This is a genomic window from Kitasatospora sp. NPDC002965, from assembly GCF_040611255.1.
Lineage (GTDB): Bacteria > Actinomycetota > Actinomycetes > Streptomycetales > Streptomycetaceae > Kitasatospora.
This window is the reverse complement of sequence record NZ_JBEXNT010000137.1, coordinates 7,419-24,775: the sequence shown is the minus strand read 5'-3', so window position 1 is coordinate 24,775 and position 17,357 is coordinate 7,419. Positions and strand designations below refer to the sequence as shown.

Below are 17,357 nucleotides of genomic sequence, written 5' to 3'. Positions count from 1 at the left end.
GTGGCGGCGGGCGGCGAGGTGGGGGAGTTCGTCGGCTTCGGCGCTGCCGCCGGGGAGCATGAGGCCGGAGCGGTAGGTGGTGGCGACGAGGAGGATCGCGCCGTCGCGGTTGAGGATGAGGGCCTGGTGGCCGAGGCGGCGGCGGGGCGGGTGGGTGAGGATCGTGGGGAGGTTGTTGAGCACGGGGGTCTCCTCGGTGGGGAGTTGACGGTGGGTCCGGTCGGGCCCGCGCCGGGGCCGGTGGGCCCGACCGTGGGGGTTCAGGGGGTGGGGTCGGAATCGGGACCGGGGTCGGGGTCGTGGTGGGTGTCGGGCGAGAGCCAGGTGAAGCAGGTGGGCAGGCCGGCGCTGATGCCGGTGGCGAGGACGAGGCCGAAGATCAGGAGGCGGGGTCCGAGTGGTCCGTCGTGGATCGGCCGGCAGACGAGGGCGGCGGTGAGGGTGCTGAGGGCGGGGACGCCGAGGGCGGTGGCGACGAGCGCGGGGGCCCGGTTCACGCCGGGTCGTCGGCGCGCGGCCTGCTGGGCTGCTGGACGCTGAGGTAGCGGGGCTCGGGCAGGGGGCGGACGAGTTCGGGCCTGGTGGTCCACTCGCAGCCGCCGCCCTCGTGGCGGAGGTAGGCGAGGCCGCCGAGGGTGTCCATGTAGACGCCTTCGAGCACCCCACCGGCGGGGACACGGCACCCGAAGTCACGGACCACCTCCCCGACGGCGGGGGTGTACACGGGCATGCGGGGGCAGCTGGGCATGGGGGTTCCCTTGGTCGCGCTGTGCATCGGGATCACTACGATCCGCATCCATAGTGGAGGAATTGGAGCTACGATCGGAAGGGCTTCAACTCTCTAGACGGTCGGGCTTTAAGTGGAGAGATCTTGAACTGCGAAGAACTTGACCCCACGTCATCCCCGCTTGCAGCATTCGCTGTTCAACTCCGCAGGTCGCGGAGGAATAGGTCATTGACTCAAGTCGAACTTGGCACCCTAGTTCGATACTCCAGCGTGTACATTTCCAACGTGGAGCGGGCAAAGCAGGCCCCGAGCTTAAAGTTCGTCGAGCGAGCCGACGAGGCGTTGGCAGCCGGCGGCGCGCTTGAGCTGCTGTGGTGGAGCTGGAAGAACGGCGCGCTGATTCCTGGCTTTCCGGAGTACACGGCCAAGGAGCGAGAAGCGATCGGCATACGGTTCTTCGCAACAGGTCTGGTGCCAGGGGTTCTGCAGCATCAGGACTACTCTGCCGCGTACGAGGCCGCCATTGTGCGTCGCGGCGAGGCCACACCCGCTCAAGCAGAGGAGCGACTGAGTCTCCTGGCGTTGCGGCAGCGTCTGTTGGGTCGGACCTCGACCATCCACGCTGTACTGGACGAAGGTGTACTCCGCCGTCCGATCGGTGGCGCGCCCGTCATGGCCCAGCAGCTTGTCTATCTGGAAGAGTTGTCGGCGAGGCCAAACGTCGTCCTCCAGGTGGCCCCGTACAGCTTGGCGGAGGAGAGGCCCCTCTCGCACGCAGTGACCATCCTGACCCTCCCCAATCGTGCGATGGTCGGCTACACGGAGACTCTTCAGCGGGGGTTCCTGGAGCAGGATGCCGAGACGATCGCAGAATGGGCGAGAAAGTACGATCGGCTACAGGTGGACGCACTTACCCGGGCGGACAGCCTGGCCATGATCCATGAGGTACGGAGGGAGCTTGAACGCCATGCACGTTGACCTGTCCGGCGCCAAGTGGCGCAAGAGTTCACACAGCGATGGTGGGGGTGGGTGCATCGAGGTCGCGGACGGGCACGACGGTGTGATGCCGGTCCGCGACTCCAAGGATCCTGAGGGCCCTTCCCTCATCTTCCCCGCTGCGGCCTGGCGCTCCTTCGTTGCTGCGGTTCGGTCGGAAGAGTTCGGTTCCCTCTGAGGCTGGCAGCGTCGGCCCTGACCGGGATCCCGGTCAGGGCCGATGTGTTTGGGGCGGGGAGGTCGGTGTTCGTCGGCTGCATCGATGTGCTTCAGATGGGGATATTCGGAGCGCGGGCACGTCCCGGTCATCCGGAAGGAGTCTGAGTCCCATGCGCGTTGACCTGTTGGGTGCCAGGTGGCGGAAGAGCTCGTACAGCGGCCAGGGTGGTGAGTGTGTAGAGGTAGCCCCCGGCTTTCACGGTGTCGTTCCTGTCCGTGACTCCAAGGACTCCCAAGGCCCGGCTCTCGTCTTCCCTGCGGAGGCTTGGCGCTCCTTCGTTGATGCGGTCCGGTCGGACGAGTTCGGTTCCATCTGACGCGACCGTGGATCGACCGGCACGCGGGTGGCCGACTGATACGACAGCGGGCCTCCTGTGCAGGAGGCCCGCTGTCTACGGTCGTTCAGCGGCCGACGCGTCAGGCCTTGCCGGTGCCGGGCGGGCGGCCGGGGGCGTCGGTCGCGACGCGCTTGAGGACGGCGGTGTTGGCGGTGACGGTGCCGGGCTTGACCCCGAAGGCCTCGGTGACCTGGACACCGCGCTCGCCCAGGAAGGTGTAGCTGGTGCGGTCGAAGATCATCTCGTCGCGGGAGCCCGTGGTGGTGTTGGTGCGGGCGATGGCGATTCCGGCGCGTCCGGCGGCGTCGGTGGCGTTGTCGACGAGGACGACGCCGGGGATCCGGGCCGCGGCCTGGTAGAGCGCGGCGGCGAGCTTGCCGGGGACGGCCTGTTCGCGGACCATGGCGAGGACGGTGTCGAACGCCTCCTGGTCCGGTCCGTTGTTTCCGCCTCCCGCGGTCTCCGTGTAGATCTTCTGCAGCAGCACCTGCGGGTCGGTGGGCAGGGTGTGCAGGTAGTCGTAGGAGGGGTACCTCAGGCGGGCGTCCGCGTCCGACTTGAGTGCCTCGCCTCCTTGTGCGGTCTTGCCCTCCTCGGTGAGCCAGCCGGTGCGGCCGTCGGCGGAGCGCCATATCTGCCGCTGGTGGGGCTTGTCGACCCACGCCTTCTCCGCGCCGGTGTCGGCGTTGAGGGAGCCCATCAGGTAGGAGACGGTGCTCTCGACGTAGACGTACTGGCCGGGGCGCAGGACGAGGTCGGGGGTGGACTGGGCGGCCAGGGAGATGCGTTCCACCGCGCCGGCCAGTCCTGCGGTGTCGCCGGCCGTGACCTGCACGACGGACGCCGGGACACGGTCGCCCCGCACGGGGGCGGTGTCCGGGTTGCCGAACGTGGTGACCGCCACGGTGGCCGCGAGGGCGAAGGCGGCCAGTGTGGCGGGCAGGGCGATCAGCAGCCGGCGCCGGTTCCTGGCCTCGGGTCGGGCCGGCCCTGCGGCTTCGGGGGTGCGGGTGATCTCGCTCATCAGGAACTCCTCGATCTGGCGCTGCCGGTCGGGCTGGACGGCCGGCGTTTCGGCCGCGGGCAGCAGGTGCCTCAGCTCCGTGTCGTCGAGAGGCTGCTGCCGCTCCGGGACGCTGGTCATCTGTTCCACTCCTTGTCCGACCGGGCCGGAACCATCCGGCCACCCTGTATTTGTCCGGCGGCCCGCAGGGGTTCCGGGAGAGTTCGCGGCATCCGCCGCAGCTCCTTTTCGGCCAGCGCGCGCAGTCGGGTGCGGGCCCTGGAGAGCCTGGAGCGCACGGTGCCGACCGGGATGCCCAGCGCCTTTGCGGCCTCGGGATACGTGAGACCCGCCCACACGCACAGTGAGAAGACTTCGCGCTCGCCGCGCCGGAGCTTCTCCAACGCCGCCTTGGCCGCGAGGAGTTGTTCGTGGTCGGCGAGACGGCCGACCAGCTCGTCGGCGAAGTCCGGGTCCGGTTCGGGGATCGGCATGCGGGAGAGGGCGGCGGTGTGCCGGCGGGCGGCCCTGGCCCGGTTGCGCAGGACGTTGACGGTGATGCCCATCAGCCAGGGGCGGGGCGTCGCCCATTCGTCGCGCAGTTTCTCCCGCAGCCGCCAGGCCTCCAGGAAGACCACCGCCATGACGTCCTCGGCCCCGGCGCGGTCCCCGGTCACCCGGACCGCGTGTGCCAGGACTGCCCGCGAGTGCTCCTGGAACAACTGCCGGAAGGCGTCGGGGTCGCCGGCTCTGATCCGTTCGTGTATCGAAAAGTCCACGTCACTGGGTTGTCCGGCCGCCGTACGGCAGTTCCGGTGACCCGCGTCACAGTCGGTCGGCCCCGCCGACTACGCCCGGCCCCCCGGCCCCCACGCCGAACCCCCGGCCCCGCCGAACCCCCGGCCCCCCGGCCCCTGAGCTCCCTACGCCCCCGACCCTCCCGCGAATTCGTCGTCCTGCGCGCCGTCCACCGCGGCCGGGCCGTCGGCGCGGGTGCCGGGCCGTAGGCGGGGTCACCGGAACCGGGGCGATCTGGCGGCCAGGCGCGCGGAGGAGGCCGGGAACGGTCAGGGGGCGGTCAGGGAGTGGTCGTCCGGGACTACTCCTGCGCCCCGGTCAGGACCTGCCCGCCACCGGCTATCGGCGGCCCGTCGACGTACCAGCCGTTCCAGTTCCCGCTCTGGCTGCGGTCGCGGGACCACATGTGGTTGTAGTCGCTGCCGCGCGCGGTGATGGTGAAGGCGCCGCCGAGGGTCTGGCGGCGGATCACGACCTTGCTCGTGAAGTAGCCGCCCATGGAGGTCCAGTTGCTCAGCTTGTGGGAGTTGCCGCTCGTCCAGCGCGTCCACACGGCGTGGTCGGTGCCGATCACGAAGATCTCGCTGTTCCCGTCCTGGAAGCCGAAGTAGGTCACACCGTCGCCGAAGTCGCCGCCGCACAGGAAGCTGCCGCCGAACTGGTTGTTGCTGCAACGCGCGGGGATGTTGATGTCACCCGCCGACGCGGGAGCCGCGCTCAGCCCGATTCCGGCGAGGGCGGCGACGGCCGCGACGGCAGCCTTGATCTTGTTCATGTCTGCTCCTGATCGGTCGGGACCGGGCCTTCCGCCCGGGGCGCCCGGGCCGCAACCCGTCCGGGGCCCGCCCGGCGGGGCCTCCACCGGTACCAACGGGAGCGCCGGCCGATCGAGTTCATCGTTCGCTCGCCCACCGGTCGGCGGTCACCGAGCACCTCCCTCCTCGAACGATCGGTCGCGGGTACGCCACGGGCCCCGGATCGGTTGCCCCGCCGGGCCGCTTCCCGCCGCCCGCGCCGGGTCGTGCCCGTTCGGACACCGGAGGGGTGCGCAGGGGTGCAGGGCTGGTCCGATCGCCTGGACGGGCCGCGCCTCCGCGACCGAGCATCGAGTGACGCACCGTCACATCAGCGTCTTCGTGTCGCCTGTGCCGCATCCGCATCCCCCGGAGGACCGCAGTGCATCACCGTTCCCGCTTACCCGAGAAGCCCCGAGGCGTCGGCGCCGCCCTGAGCCTGGCGCTGGCGCTGGCGTTGAGCGCGTCGCCCGCCCTGGCCGCGCCGCCCTCCCCGGCCACCGAGCCCGACCCGGTCCCCGGCCTGGTGGCCGGGGAGGGCACCGCCGCCCCACAGCTGGTGACCGGACTGTCCGAGCCGGCGCCCGGCCGTCCGGCCGAGGCGGCCCGGGCCCATCTCGCGGCCCATCCCGACCGCTACCGCATCGACACCGCGCAGCTGACGGAACTCGCCGTCGAGCACGCGGCCGAGGGCCGCGACACCGTCAGGTTCCAGCAGTACCACGGCGGCGTGCCGGTGCTGGGCGGGCAGTACCTGGTCCGCCTGGTCGGCGAGGGCGCGGACCGCACGGTGGAGTCGGTCGGCGGCAAGTACTTCACCGGGCTGACCGCCCCGACCACCCCGGCCGTGTCGGACGAGGCGCTGCGCGGGCTCGCGCTCGACTCGGTCGCGGACCGGGGCGCCCGGGGCGGGGCCACGGCGGAGGACGGCGGCCGGATCGTGCTCCCGGGCGGCGGCGGGCGGCTCGTCCAGCGCTTCGTCGTCCGTGCCACCGACCCGGCCACCGGGGCGCCGCTGGTCCGTGAGGTCTTCGTGGACGCCGTGCGCGGCGTGGTCGCCCTCGCCCGCGACACCCGGGCCCCGTACCCGACCGGGGGAGCCACCGCCCCGGGCACCCCGGCCGCCGCAGCCGCCGGGGCCGCCCCGGCGGCCGACGTCGGCGTGCCCGTCATCGGAACCGCCCCCGACATCCTCGGCCGCACCGTCCCGGTGAACGTCGCCCGCCGGCCGGACGGCAGCCACCAGCTCGTCGACCTCACCCGGGGCGCCGGCATCTTCACCTACGACGCCGCCGGGGAGGACGCCGGCGCGTTCCGGGGCCCGATGACCGGCCGGTCGCCGGTCACCTCCCCGGGCCCGGACTTCCCGGCCTCGACCGGTACCGGCGGAGCGACGGACGCGCACCTCAACGCCGCCGCCGCGTACGACTTCTTCCGGGACCGGCTCGGCCGGAACGGGCTGGACGGCAAGGGCGGCCCGATCGTCTCCGTGGCCAACACGAGCGAGGGCGGCAAGCCGAGCCTGAACGCGTTCTGGGACGGGGTGAAGATGGTCTACGGCAACGGGGACGCCACCTACCGGCCGTTCTCGGTGGCGATGGACGTGGTCGGGCACGAGCTGACCCACGCCGTCGTCCAGCACACCGCCGACCTGGACGGCTCCGCCCAGCCCGGGGCGATGAACGAGGCACTGGCCGACTACTTCGGCAACGCCATCGAGGTCACCACCCGGGGCATCCCGATGACCGACCCCCGTGCGGCCCTGATGAACGAGAGCCTCTGCCGCACCGGCACCCCCGAGGAGTGCGCGCGGCGTCGCCTCGACGACCGCCGCACCACCGTCGACGACTACATCGGGGCCTGGAGCGACGTCGACAACAGCGGCGTCCACCTCAACGCCACCATCTTCGGCGGGGCGCTGTGGGACATCCGCCGGGCCCTCGACCCGCTCGTCGCCGACCGACTGGTCTACCGCGCGATCACCGAGTACCTCACCCCGCTGGACGAGTTCGTCGACGGCCGCAACGCGGTGCTCGCCGCCGGCCGCTCGCTCGGCCTGAGCCGCACGCAACTGCGCACGGTGGCGGCCGCGTTCGACGCCCACGGCATCAAGGCCGGCTGGCAGAGCCGGATCGGCATGGACAGCCGCGGGCTGCTGCGGAGCGCCGGCATCGAGGCTCCGCCGGCCGTGGCCGGGGGTCACTGGGTGGCGAGCGGACGGGACGACCCGAAGAGCGTCGACGAGTCCCTCTACACCGGCTCCGTCACCGCCCCCGGTACCCGGACGCGGCTGAGCCCGCCGGACGGCCGGATCCACCTGTCCCCCGACACCGACGGAAGGACCGCGGTCTGGCAGGCGATCGGGTTCGGGGTGACGGAGGTGCTGGCGCGTCCGCTGTCCGGCGGCCCGGTCCGCAGCGTGTTCAACTCCCCGGACTACGGCATCAACGGCGCCCGGATATCCGATGGGCAGATCGCCGTCCTGGTCACCTCCTGGGCGGACGGCCGGAACCGGCTCCTCGTGTTCCGCGACGGGGCCGATCCGGTGGACATCCCGGTGGCCGAGGGTCACCGGCTGTCCGACCTCGCCTTCAAGGACGGCCTGCTCGGCTGGATCGAGAGCTGGAACGCCGAGGGGGTCACCTTCTCGGCGCCGACGGTCTACTCCCTCGCCGCCGGCCGGATCACCGCGCAGTACCCGGAGAGCTTCCCGGCCGGCGGCAGGCCGGGCCAACTGACCTCCGCGCAGTTCGCGGGCGGCCGGCTGCTCTGGTCGCGGTGGGCGACGCCCCCGGACCTGCGGGTCGCGATCCGGTCCGGTGCCGTCGACGGCTCCGGTGTGACCGACGTGGTGCCCGCCGAATCGCCCTACGCCCCGACGGCCGGGGAGTTCACCGCCTCCGACCGGGTCGTCACCTACCAGCGTGGTGGCGCCAAGCCGAGCGGCGGCTGGACGAACGCGGCGCTCCCCAAGCTGTACCAGGTGCCCGTCACCGGCGGCGCCCCCGTACGGCTCTCCTGCAACCGGGGTGTCCAGGCCTACCCGGCCGCCGACCGGGGCACCCGGGTGCTCTGGCTGGACTACAGTCCCGGCCGCATCGACCTCGTGGTCCGCGACCGCCCGGCCGGCACCTGCTGATCCGTTTCGCGAGCAGTGGCCCCGCGCGGGCGGGGCCACTGCTCGCCGTACCGTGCGCCCCCACCCGGTCGGGGTCGGGTGACGGGTCCTACTCGGTCCAGACGAGTACCGCGTGTCGGTAGCGGGCAGCCGTGTGCAGGAAGTCGGCGAGCGAGCGGTAGTGGCCGGATGCCAGGTGAAGCGCTTCCCCGTCCGTCCAACCGGCGGGCAGCGGAACGGCGGTGGCCAGCTCGGCCGGGGTGATGCCGTCGACCAGTGCGCCGGGTGGGAGGTCCGCGAACGCCCCGTCGGCGGCGCCGACCCGCTCCGGGGTGAGGCAGCGCGGTGGTCCGTACCCCCACTCCCCGGCGCCGGGGAGTTCCGCCTCCCCGTGGATGACGTCGACGGGGAAGTCGTGGCGGCGGAGCAGGAAGTCGAGCACCGGCCCGGCCCGCCCGGTCCCGTGCAGCCGCCCCCGGGCGGCCGCCTCGTCCACGTCCTCGTCCAGTTCGGTGACCCACTCCCGCACCCAGCCGGGTTCCGCCGCCGCGCGCTCCAACTGGCGTGCGCTCAGCCGCAGGTATCGCCCGTTCATGCCCATGGCCCCTGAGCCTAGGACCTCGACCGGCGAGATCAACCGCGGGGTCGGCCCTCGCGTCGCGTCATGGTGCCCGTGCGGTGCAGGTGCCCGGCCGGACGGGTTCGGGGCCCTGTTCCGGGGCTCTGGTTCGGCAGGGGCGACGAGCCGGAACGACCAGGTGATCATGTGGTTTGATGTGCGCTGCTGATCTTGAGGTGAAGGACGAAACGGGGCACCGCGATGGACAAGATGAAGCGGCACGGACGCAATCTCGCACTGGCTGCGGCGGTCGCCGCGCTCGCACTGGGCACGGGCGCGTGCAGTTCCGGCGGCGGCGCGGCGATCCGGGCCGCGGTGGTGCTGTCGGAGCCGGACCAGGTGCAGGACGCGTTGCCGAGCCCGGCCTCGCTCCCCGCCGGCTGGGGCCTCTCCTCCGGTTCGAAGCCGCCGCAGGCCATCGGCCAGTCCGAGGCGTCCAGCACCTGCCGGAAGAAGCTGTCGGTCGACTGCGAGGGCCTCGAACTCGGCGGCTCCGTCCGCTACGAGCTGGCCGCCGACACCGACAACGACATCCGCTTCACCCTGCTGACCTTCGACACCGTGGAGAACGCCGGCCCCGTCTTCGAGGCACTGGCGGCGTCCCTGGAGAAGGCCGACGACGACGTGCGTCCGATCACCTTGAAGGTGGCCGCCGACCAGGCGCGGGGATTCGAGCAGCCCGCCGGTTCGGCTGATTCCGGGGGCGGGACCGTCGCCTCGTCCACGGCGATGCGGGTCGGCACCGTCGTGGCCCTGATCGAACTCGACGAGGACGAGCGGGACCACAAGACGCTCCAGCAGTTCGCCACGCTCCAGGCGGAGCGGATCAAGCAGGTCCAGCAGGGCGCCGACCCGGACGCCTGACGCCCCCGGGCGGCGGCGCCCGGCCCCGAAGTCGCTCGGCGGCTCGGTAGGTCCGGCCGTCCCGCGATGATCTGACGGGACGCCAGCACACCGCCCCGGCCGGCGAGACCGGAGTATCGGCCGGTAACTCGCTTGCGGTGCACGGAAGGCCGGGCACAGACTTCGCCCGTGACCGACATCTCCGTCGAAATCTCCGCCGAACTCGTCCGTGCGCTGGTCTCCGAGCAGTTCCCCGAGTGGGGCGGCCTTCCGGTCCGGCCGGTCGCCCGTCAGGGCTGGGACAACCGCACCTTCCGGCTGGGCGACGACCTGGCCGTCCGCCTGCCCAGTGCCGAGGGCTACGTCGCCGGCGTCGAGAAGGAGGACTGCTGCCTCCCGCTCCTGGCGGAGCACCTGTCGACGCCCGTGCCGGAGCCGGTCGCCACCGGCCGTCCGGGGGAGGGCTACCCCTTCTCGTGGTCGGTGCGGCGCTGGCTGCCGGGCGGCACCGTCGACGACGCCGGGGCGCCGGGGGCCGCCGACGCCGTCGACCGCACCCGGCTGGCCGCCGACCTGGGCGCGTTCCTGACCGAACTCCGCGACGTCCCGGCGGTCTACGGCCCCGCGGCCGGCCGCCACTCGTTCTTCCGGGGCTGCCATCCCAGCGTCTACGCCGACCAGGTGGAGAACGCCCTCCACGTGCTGCGGGACTCCGTCGACGTCGCCGCCTGCCGGGCGGTCTGGGCGGGCGCCCTGACCACGGCCTGGCCGTCGTCCCCGGTGTGGTTCCACGGCGATGTCGCCCCCGGCAACCTCCTCGCCGTCGACGGAGGGCTCTCCGCGGTCATCGACTTCGGCACCTGCGGTACCGGCGACCCGGCGTGCGACCTCGTCATGGCCTGGACGTACTTCACCGGCGACGAGCGGAAGGCGTTCCGGGAGGCCGTCGGCCTTCCCGACGACACCTGGCGGCGGGCACGCGGGTGGGCGCTGTGGAAGGCGTTGGCGACGACGGCCGGTCTGTCCGGCCCCGACTCCGGGGGGCTCCAGGCCCGGGTCCTCGTCGAGGTGCTCGACGACCCGGTCGTCGGCTGACCCGCCCGGGCCCGCTCACCGGGCCCCGCTCACCGGGCCCCGCTCGCCGCGCCCCGCTCACCGCGCCCCGCTCACCGGGCCCCGCTCGCCGCGCCCCGCTCACCGGGCCCCGTCCTGCGGGGCCTTGACGGCCGGTGCGGCCACGCCCCGCGCGTCCGGTGTCACCTCCGGGCCGGTTCCTGCTGAGGTCGCGGGCGTGGACCAGGGCTTCGCGCAGCAGTGCGAGACGGCGGGCCTCGCGCCCGGCGGAGGGGGGATCCTGCGGCCAGGCGGAGACGGACCGCCACTCCCCGTCGGTGAGCGGCGGAAGGTCCGCGGCGGGTTCGACGCCCTCGGGGAGCGTCGGCAGACGGACCAGAAGGATGTCCATGCCGCACGCCACGACGGCGGCCACGCCCTCGAAGGCGAGGACGGGCACGCCGTAGGCGGGCTCCACGGGGTGGCGCGGCACCAGGCGGGAGAGTCGGTCACAGAGGTCGGGGTGCGTGCGCAACTGCCAGTTGCCCAGGGTGAGGTCGTGCGGGCCGCGTGGCAGGGCCGAACGCTCGCGGAAGTAGTCCAACAGGGCGCGGTTCTGCGGCAGTTCGGGCAGTGCCGGGGCCGGGGTCGGATCCGGGACGTGCCCTCGCCGTCGCATGCGACCGACCCTGGCGGTCCGACCCGGCGCACCGACAGGGCCGGGCGCGGCCGTCCCGGGCGCCGGTGCGGATCCGCGACGGATCCGCGACGGATCCGCGTAGGTCAGGGCGTCACGAGGCGGTCGACCGCGGCGTTGACGAGTGCGTGGCGCTCGGCCTCCGAGAGGACGTCGGGGAGGGTGAGCTGCTCCACGATCAGCCAGTTGAACGCCAGGTAGAGCAACCGGACGGTGGTCTCGTCGCCGGGCAGGCCCGAGGCGAGGTGGAAGGCGACGTTGGCGTCGAGATCGGCGCGGACCCGCTCGGTCAGGACCGCGCGCAGGTCGGGGCGCCGGGTCGCTTCGAGTCGCAGTTCGAGCAGCGCCAGGTAGCCGGTGCGGAACGAGCTGACCCGGTCGACGAGTTCGTGCATCGACGCGGCGTACGACTCCCGGTCCGTCACGCCCGTCTGCCGGCGGGTGATCTCCGACTCGTCGGGGCGGAGGCGTTCGTAGACCCGGGCGCTGGCCTGCGTGAGCAGGTCGTCGCGGTTGGCGAAGTAGTTGGACGCGGTGCCGACCGGGACGGCGGCCTCGGTGTCGACCGCCCGGAAGGTCAGCCCGCGCGCTCCTTCCCTGGCCAGAACCTCGATCGCGGCGTCGACGAGGGCGGCTCGTCGCTCGTCGTTCCTGCGCGCCATGGACACCACTCCGGTTGAAGTACTACGGCCTGACCGATTCGCTCAGAGTACTGCACCCGAGAGCGGCGCATGCGCAAGCTCGCGTCCCACCTCGCGGTCTCCGTCGACGGCCACTTCGCCGGTCCCGGCGAGGAGTTCGGCCCTCCACCCGTACCTCCGCCCGTACCTCCGCCCGTACCTCCGCCCGCACCTCCGCCCGCCTCCGCCCGCACCTCCGCCCGTACGGCGACCCGTACCGCGCCCCGTACGGAGCCGGGAGGCGGGCCGCGGCCCCCGCCGGGTGGACCGGCGCCGCTGCGCCGGGACCGTTGCCGGGGCAGGTCCGTGCGCCGCTCGCCGCCGGTGCGGCCGTCGCGGCCTGCTGTGCAACCCTGTCCCGGGAGTGGCCGGGAGGCCGGACGCAAGGGGAACAGACATGTCCATGAGTCGACACACCGGGTCCGAAGACGCCCGGGAGCCGCTGCACACCGACGGCGCCGGGCCGCCGTGGTCCCGTAGCGACGCGCTCGTGGCCGTCGGCGCCTGCGCGATGAACCTGCTCAGCTACGTGTTCCTCTCCGGCCTCGACGGCCGGTACCAGGTGAGCCCGGCCGGACTCCTCCTCGTCGGGGCGGCGGGCCTGCCGCTGCTCGCCCGGCGCCGTCACCCGGCGACGGCGCTGGCCGCCGTCCTGGCACTCGACGGGATCGCCTCCCTGGTCCTTCCGCTGCCCCCGCACCTCGGTGCCGTCCTCGTGGTCGCCCTGTACTCGGCGGCCCGGGCCCACCCCGGCCGGGGGACGGCCGTCGCGGCCGTCGCGACGGTGTCGGTCACGCTGCTGAGCCAGAATCCCGGCCGGTGGCCGCTCTGGCAGGACGCCCTCTCCCCGGTCCTCAGCACCCTGATGGTCGTCGGCGCCGCCATGGTGGTCGACCGCTGGCAGCGTGAGATGGCGATCAAGCGGACCCTGCTGGCGGAGCGCGCGGTGGCGGACGAGCGCCGTCGCATCGCGCGGGAGCTGCACGACATCGTGGCGCACCACATCACCACCATGCAGCTGATGGCCGGCGGCGCCCGGGCCAACCTCGGCCGCGACACCGAGGTCGTGCGCGAGGCCCTCGTCTCGCTGGAGGGCTCCGGACGGATGGCCCTGCGCGAGATGCGCCAACTGCTCGACGTCCTGCGCGCCGACGACGAGCCGGAGACCGCGCCGTCGCTGCCCCAGCCGGGCGTCGACGACCTCGACCGTCTGCTGGACGAGTCCCGCCTCGCCGGACTGCCGACCGCGCTCGACGTCCGTGGGCCGCGGCGTCCGCTGCCGCCGACCGTCGGCCTCACGGTGTTCCGGGTCGTCCAGGAAGCCCTCACCAACACCCGCAAGTACGCGGGGCCGGCCCGCGCGACCGTGCGGCTGACGTACCGCGAGGACGGGATCACCGTCGAGGTGCGGGACGACGGCTGGGGCGTGCTGCCGCAGGACGGCGCCCGGGCGGCGGGCTCGGGCGGCTACGGCCTGGTCGGCATGCGCGAGCGCGTCACCCTGCACGGGGGCACCCTCACGGTCGGCCCGCAGGCTGACGGAGGCTTCGCCGTGGTCGCCGACCTGCCGCTGCCGCCCGTCGAGGCGGCCGGGGCGGCCGACGGGGCCGACGGCGCCGAGGCATCCGCAGGGCACGGGGCGGAACGCGCGGCGTCCACGCCCTGACCGGCCCGGACCCCGGGCCACGGACCCCGGACCGCCGGCACGGGATCGACCCCCCGGCACCCGGCACCCGGCTGCGCGTGCGCGTGCGCGTCAGGCGACGGCCCGGGCGATGACGGTGACCGCCGTCTCGGCGAAGAAGAACCTGCCCTCGGCGGCCGCCAGGCGGACGCCCGCGTCCCAGTCCGCGACCTCCTGGGCGGAGACCGGCCCGCGCCCCGTGGCCGCGGCGCCGGACACCGCCTCGCGGATGTGGCCGATGCGGCGGGCGGCGTGGCCCTCCAGCACGGTCGAGGTGGTCACCAGGGGGACCACGCCCTCGACCACCAGCGGCGAAGCCCCGAGCAGGCCGGGGAGCTTCCGCCCGATCCGGCCGTCGGCGTGCGCCATCCACGGCTGCTGGTCGTCGGTGAACGCGTGGCAGACGCGGCGGTCCAGCTCCCGGGGCGCGCCCGCGACCATCAGCGAGTCGAAGTCGACGTGGGCCACCACGGCGCGTCCTCCCGGGCGCAGCACCCGCGCCACCTCGCGAAGGAGCGCGGCCGGGTCCGCGAGGCACTCCAGGACGTTGTAGGAGACCACCGCGTCGACGCTGTCGTCCGCCAGGGGGAGCGGGCCGGACAGGTCGGTCACCCGCAGCTCGGCGCCGCCGGGGTGGTCGGCCAACAGCGTCCGGGCGGCCTCGACGTCGGCCGTCGACACGTCGAACCCGATCAGGCGGGCGGAGGGCAGCCGGCGGGCGAAGGCCGCGAGCGTGGGACCTCGCCCGCAGCCCAGATCCGCCACCCGGCCGCCCGGGGACAACTGCGCGGAGTCCACCAGCAGCTCGTGTATCGCCTCGTCGGTCTCGGACACGGCTCTCCCCTTCGTCGGTCCGCGGGCCTGTCACCGGTCCGTCGTCCACGCGGGCCGCCGTCGCCGCGCGCCGCCGTCGCGGGGGGTAGCCGTCCTCGTCCCGGTGGCTCGACGCCTCGGCGAGGGAAACCTGTCCGAGAGGGCGGCGGCTCCCCACCGGATTTCGGGGCTCCGCACCGACCGGGCACCCGGCCGGTGCCGCCCGCCGACCACCTGCGGGAACGGGCGGTGGCCCGACGCGGGGCGTCGGGCCACCGCCGCTCGGGCCGCCGTCACCGCCCGCGCTCGGTGCCACCGCCCGTCTTCCCGCCCGTCGCGGCGTTCCCGTCGGTCGCCGCCAGCCGGGCCGCCGCCGCCTCCAGGAGCAGCTCCAGCGCGAACGGGTACCCGCTGCGCCGCATGTCCTGGGCCAGCAGGCCCGCGGTCGCGGCGATGTTCGGGTGGGTGGAGGCGTCCAGCCGGCCGTACCGCGCCTGCCAGACCTCCAGGTCGGCGGCCTGGGCCGCGGGCGGCAGGGCGAGCGCCGCGGCGTCGAGGGCCGCGAACGCGAGGCCCTGGTCGACGAAGGCGTGGTAGATCCGGACGGCCTCGACGTCCGGGAAGCCGGCGCCGCGCAGCACGCCGAGGATCCGCTCGACGGCCCGCATCTCGTGCTCGCGCCCGGTGGTCCGGTGGGCGGCGAGTATCGCGGCCTGCGGGTGGGTCTGGTAGGCGGCGTGCAGGCGCAGACCGATCTCGCGCAGATCGGCGCGCCAGTCGCCGGTGGGCCGCCAGCCCTTCTGGGCACGGCCGACGAACTCGTCGGCGAGGGCCAGCAGCAGGTCGTCGGTGCTGTGGAAGTACCGGTAGATCGCGCTCGGATCGGCGCCGAGGGCGGCGCCCAGACGCCGGACGGTGAGCGCCTCGGCGCCGTGGCTGCCGACCAGCCGCAACGTGGTGTCGACGATCAACTGCTCGGACAGGACGACGCCCTGCTTGGTGGGTCGTCTGCGCCGCCGGTGCGGCTCCGGGACTACTCGCTCGGCCATGGCGGGAGCTTATGACAACGGCATTGACGTGTGAACGGGCCCGGCGGTTTCATGGCTCGCCAACCGGCCGTTCGGCCGAACCCCCCCCACGATCAAGGCGGTGATCCTTTGGCCGGTACGTCCAAGGACACGGGTAACGGTCCGAGATTCGGCGCACCCGGCGCGACTGGAGCCCCCGGGTCCGCCGGTGCCGCCGGTACCCCCGGCGGACCCGGAGCCCCCGGCGCGCCCGCGGCCATGCGCCGCTCCATCGGTATCGGTGGCAGCGTCACCATCGCGGCGACCTGTACCGCGGCCACCACGAGCATCGGCATCGGCCTCGGTCTGACCGCCGGCGTGGTCGGCCTCCACCTGCCGGCCATCATGCTGCTGGCCTTCCTCCCGGTGCTCTGCATCGCCGGCGCCTACGGACGGCTCAACCGGGTCGAACCCGACGCGGGGAGCAGCTACAGCTGGATCGGCCGCACCCTCAACCCCTGGCTGGGCTTCCTGTCCGGCTGGGTCAGCGCCCTCGGCACCGTCGTCTTCATGGCGTACACCACGACGGTGACCGGCTCGGCGCTCGTCCAGCTGGCCGACCAAGCCGGCGTGCGCAGCGTGGCGGGGCTGCGGCTCGACCCCGAGTCCACCCTCCAGTGCACCCTGATCGGCCTGACCGTCCTGATCGGCGCCGCACTGGTCGCGGTACGCGGGCTCGACCTCGCGGCCCGGCTCCAGAAGTACCTGCTGGTCTTCGAGTACGCGGTGCTGCTCGCCTTCTGCGGCTACGGCCTGTTCGCGGGGGACCAGCCGTTCTCGCTCCAGTGGTTCAACCCCTTCGACATCCCGTCCCCCGAGGCGCTCGCCCAGGGCATGGTGCTCGCCGTGTTCTGCTACTGGGGCTTCGAGTCGGTCTTCAGCGTCGGCGAGGAGGTCCGCCACCCGCGCGAGGCGTCCCGCGCCGGGTTCATCGCGCTGGCCATGATGCTGACGCTGTTCCTGCTCGCCGGCACCGCCTTCCAGCGGGTGCTCCCGCTCGACGAGCTGGCCGACAACGGCGCCCAGGGCCTGACGTACTTCGGTGCGAAGCTCGCCGACCAGCCGCTGGCCGCGCTCCCGCTGATCGCCCTCACCTTCTCGGCGGTCGCCTCGCTCCAGGCCTCCGTGATCCCGACCGCCCGCGGGATGTACGCGATGGGCCGCGACGGCACGCTCGGCCCGGTCTGGATGCGGCTGCACCCCAGGTACGGGACCCCGGCCGTCGCCACCCTCCTGATCACCGCGATCGCCGTCGTGCTCGCGCTGCTGTCGGTGTCCATCCCGGTCGTCAACGACCTGATCTCGGCCGCCGTCAACGCGATCGGCATCGTCGTGGCGCTCTACTACGCGCTCACGGCGATCGCCGCCGCCGTCCGCTTCCGGCACCTGCTGCGGACCGCACCGCTGGAGGGGCTGCGCGCCGTCGTGGCGCCGGTGGTGGGCGCGATCGTCCTGCTGGCCGTCGGCGGGTACCTCGTCCGGACGTTCTACGTCTCCACGGACCACTTCGAACTGGCCGCCGACAACGGCTGGTTCAACCTGATGGTGCCCGCGCTGATGATCGTCACCGGGCTGGTGGCCGCCGCGTGGGCCCGCTGGTACCGCCGATCGCCGTACTTCTTCCCCCACGCCGCCGATGCCGCCGCGGCCGACGGCCCCACCGGCCCGTCCGGCGACGGCCCGTCCGGCAACGCCACCACCCACGGCAGTGCCACCACGTCAGGGAGCGCCGCCGCCCGCGGCAACGCCGGCTGACCCGCCCGGCGCCCTGCGGCGGCCCGCGGAGCAACCGGCCGCGCGGCGCCGCGCCGCACCCCCGGCCGGGCACCCCCCCCGACCAACGAGACCCCGGGGCGGCCGGCGGTGGTGTTCAAACAATCGTTGGTGTTGGGGTGGTTGTTGGGCCCC

At 73.5% G+C, this 17,357-nt stretch carries 18 protein-coding genes; 8 read left to right on the top strand and 10 right to left on the bottom strand.

Going from position 1 to position 17,357, the window contains the following annotated elements; genetic code table 11:
• The 3 genes from ABZY91_RS34945 to ABZY91_RS34935 form a co-directional block, all read right to left on the bottom strand.
• Positions 1-183 (bottom strand): NUDIX hydrolase (locus tag ABZY91_RS34945; RefSeq protein WP_355407369.1); only part of this gene is annotated, 183 nt, incomplete at its 3' end.
• 77 nt (positions 184-260) lie between these two features.
• Complete coding sequence (locus ABZY91_RS34940; RefSeq protein WP_355407367.1) at positions 261-497, bottom strand: hypothetical protein; 237 nt, start codon at positions 495-497, stop codon at positions 261-263.
• Positions 494-748: a hypothetical protein gene (locus ABZY91_RS34935; protein WP_355407365.1), complete on the bottom strand. Its 255-nt coding sequence runs from the start codon at positions 746-748 to the stop codon at positions 494-496. The genes ABZY91_RS34940 and ABZY91_RS34935 overlap by 4 nt, the downstream gene beginning before the upstream one ends.
• A gap of 123 nt (positions 749-871) precedes the next feature.
• Between ABZY91_RS34935 and ABZY91_RS34930 the strand changes: the two genes are divergently transcribed.
• The 3 genes from ABZY91_RS34930 (at position 872) to ABZY91_RS34920 (ending at position 2,259) form a co-directional block, all read left to right on the top strand.
• Positions 872-1,705: a DUF5753 domain-containing protein gene (locus tag ABZY91_RS34930; RefSeq protein ID WP_355407363.1), complete on the top strand. Its 834-nt coding sequence runs from the start codon at positions 872-874 to the stop codon at positions 1,703-1,705.
• Positions 1,668-1,901, top strand: a complete 234-nt coding sequence (locus ABZY91_RS34925; RefSeq protein ID WP_355407361.1) for a DUF397 domain-containing protein — start codon at positions 1,668-1,670, stop codon at positions 1,899-1,901. Before ABZY91_RS34930 ends, ABZY91_RS34925 begins: the two co-directional genes overlap by 38 nt.
• Before the next feature lie 151 nt (positions 1,902-2,052).
• Positions 2,053-2,259, top strand: a complete 207-nt coding sequence (locus ABZY91_RS34920; protein WP_355407359.1) for a DUF397 domain-containing protein — start codon at positions 2,053-2,055, stop codon at positions 2,257-2,259.
• Positions 2,260-2,359: 100 nt separating this feature from the next.
• On the opposite strand, the gene ABZY91_RS34915 is transcribed toward ABZY91_RS34920, so the two are convergent.
• From ABZY91_RS34915 to ABZY91_RS34905, 3 genes are all read right to left on the bottom strand, one after another.
• Complete coding sequence (locus tag ABZY91_RS34915) at positions 2,360-3,424, bottom strand: CU044_5270 family protein (RefSeq protein ID WP_355407357.1); 1,065 nt, start codon at positions 3,422-3,424, stop codon at positions 2,360-2,362.
• Positions 3,421-4,062: an RNA polymerase sigma factor gene (locus tag ABZY91_RS34910; protein WP_355407355.1), complete on the bottom strand. Its 642-nt coding sequence runs from the start codon at positions 4,060-4,062 to the stop codon at positions 3,421-3,423. The genes ABZY91_RS34915 and ABZY91_RS34910 overlap by 4 nt, the downstream gene beginning before the upstream one ends.
• Before the next feature lie 320 nt (positions 4,063-4,382).
• Positions 4,383-4,856 carry a hypothetical protein gene (locus ABZY91_RS34905; RefSeq protein ID WP_355407353.1) on the bottom strand — a complete coding sequence of 158 codons (474 nt, stop codon included), beginning with the start codon at positions 4,854-4,856 and terminating at the stop codon, positions 4,383-4,385.
• 401 nt (positions 4,857-5,257) lie between these two features.
• Between ABZY91_RS34905 and ABZY91_RS34900 the strand changes: the two genes are divergently transcribed.
• Positions 5,258-8,014, top strand: a complete 2,757-nt coding sequence (locus tag ABZY91_RS34900; protein ID WP_355407350.1) for a M4 family metallopeptidase — start codon at positions 5,258-5,260, stop codon at positions 8,012-8,014.
• An 88-nt stretch (positions 8,015-8,102) separates the two neighbouring features.
• Here ABZY91_RS34900 and ABZY91_RS34895 read toward each other — a convergent pair whose 3' ends face one another.
• Entirely contained in the window at positions 8,103-8,588 is a 486-nt protein-coding gene (locus ABZY91_RS34895) for a DUF1877 family protein (protein WP_355407348.1), read from the bottom strand.
• 225 nt (positions 8,589-8,813) lie between these two features.
• Here ABZY91_RS34895 and ABZY91_RS34890 point away from each other — a divergent pair, with 225 nt between their 5' ends.
• Positions 8,814-9,476, top strand: a complete 663-nt coding sequence (locus ABZY91_RS34890; RefSeq protein WP_355407346.1) for a hypothetical protein — start codon at positions 8,814-8,816, stop codon at positions 9,474-9,476.
• 168 nt (positions 9,477-9,644) lie between these two features.
• A complete protein-coding gene (locus tag ABZY91_RS34885; protein WP_355407344.1) occupies positions 9,645-10,550 on the top strand; it encodes an aminoglycoside phosphotransferase family protein in 906 nt (301 codons plus the stop codon).
• A 741-nt stretch (positions 10,551-11,291) separates the two neighbouring features.
• Here ABZY91_RS34885 and ABZY91_RS34880 read toward each other — a convergent pair.
• Positions 11,292-11,867 carry a TetR family transcriptional regulator gene (locus ABZY91_RS34880; RefSeq protein ID WP_329879113.1) on the bottom strand — a complete coding sequence of 192 codons (576 nt, stop codon included), beginning with the start codon at positions 11,865-11,867 and terminating at the stop codon, positions 11,292-11,294.
• Between the two features lie 415 nt (positions 11,868-12,282).
• Between ABZY91_RS34880 and ABZY91_RS34875 the strand changes: the two genes are divergently transcribed.
• A complete protein-coding gene (locus ABZY91_RS34875) occupies positions 12,283-13,551 on the top strand; it encodes a sensor histidine kinase (RefSeq protein ID WP_355407342.1) in 1,269 nt (422 codons plus the stop codon).
• 90 nt (positions 13,552-13,641) lie between these two features.
• Here ABZY91_RS34875 and ABZY91_RS34870 read toward each other — a convergent pair whose 3' ends face one another.
• Together ABZY91_RS34870 and ABZY91_RS34865 are read right to left on the bottom strand one after the other, a co-directional pair.
• Positions 13,642-14,403: a methyltransferase domain-containing protein gene (locus ABZY91_RS34870; RefSeq protein WP_355407340.1), complete on the bottom strand. Its 762-nt coding sequence runs from the start codon at positions 14,401-14,403 to the stop codon at positions 13,642-13,644.
• A 272-nt stretch (positions 14,404-14,675) separates the two neighbouring features.
• The gene (locus tag ABZY91_RS34865; RefSeq protein WP_355407338.1) at positions 14,676-15,431 is read right to left on the bottom strand and encodes a TetR/AcrR family transcriptional regulator; all 756 of its coding nucleotides are present in this window, start codon (positions 15,429-15,431) and stop codon (positions 14,676-14,678) included.
• A gap of 237 nt (positions 15,432-15,668) precedes the next feature.
• Here ABZY91_RS34865 and ABZY91_RS34860 point away from each other — a divergent pair, with 237 nt between their 5' ends.
• Positions 15,669-17,204 (top strand): APC family permease, encoded by a 1,536-nt coding sequence (locus ABZY91_RS34860; RefSeq protein WP_355407336.1) that lies wholly within the window; start codon positions 15,669-15,671, stop codon positions 17,202-17,204.
• The last annotated feature ends 153 nt before the right edge of the window (positions 17,205-17,357 follow it).

Bases quoted from the DNA above. Each gene is read 5' to 3' on its own strand.
- ABZY91_RS34915 (WP_355407357.1), bottom strand. From the start codon at position 3,424: ATGACCAGCGTCCCGGAGCGGCAGCAGCCTCTCGACGACACGGAGCTG.
- ABZY91_RS34925 (WP_355407361.1), top strand. From the start codon at position 1,668: ATGAGGTACGGAGGGAGCTTGAACGCCATGCACGTTGACCTGTCCGGC.
- ABZY91_RS34860 (WP_355407336.1), top strand. From the start codon at position 15,669: ATGCGCCGCTCCATCGGTATCGGTGGCAGCGTCACCATCGCGGCGACC.
- ABZY91_RS34935 (WP_355407365.1), bottom strand. From the start codon at position 748: ATGCCCAGCTGCCCCCGCATGCCCGTGTACACCCCCGCCGTCGGGGAG.
- ABZY91_RS34920 (WP_355407359.1), top strand. From the start codon at position 2,053: ATGCGCGTTGACCTGTTGGGTGCCAGGTGGCGGAAGAGCTCGTACAGC.
- ABZY91_RS34890 (WP_355407346.1), top strand. From the start codon at position 8,814: ATGGACAAGATGAAGCGGCACGGACGCAATCTCGCACTGGCTGCGGCG.
- ABZY91_RS34875 (WP_355407342.1), top strand. From the start codon at position 12,283: ATGTCCATGAGTCGACACACCGGGTCCGAAGACGCCCGGGAGCCGCTG.
- ABZY91_RS34895 (WP_355407348.1), bottom strand. From the start codon at position 8,588: ATGAACGGGCGATACCTGCGGCTGAGCGCACGCCAGTTGGAGCGCGCG.
- ABZY91_RS34905 (WP_355407353.1), bottom strand. From the start codon at position 4,856: ATGAACAAGATCAAGGCTGCCGTCGCGGCCGTCGCCGCCCTCGCCGGA.
- ABZY91_RS34880 (WP_329879113.1), bottom strand. From the start codon at position 11,867: ATGGCGCGCAGGAACGACGAGCGACGAGCCGCCCTCGTCGACGCCGCG.
- ABZY91_RS34865 (WP_355407338.1), bottom strand. From the start codon at position 15,431: ATGGCCGAGCGAGTAGTCCCGGAGCCGCACCGGCGGCGCAGACGACCC.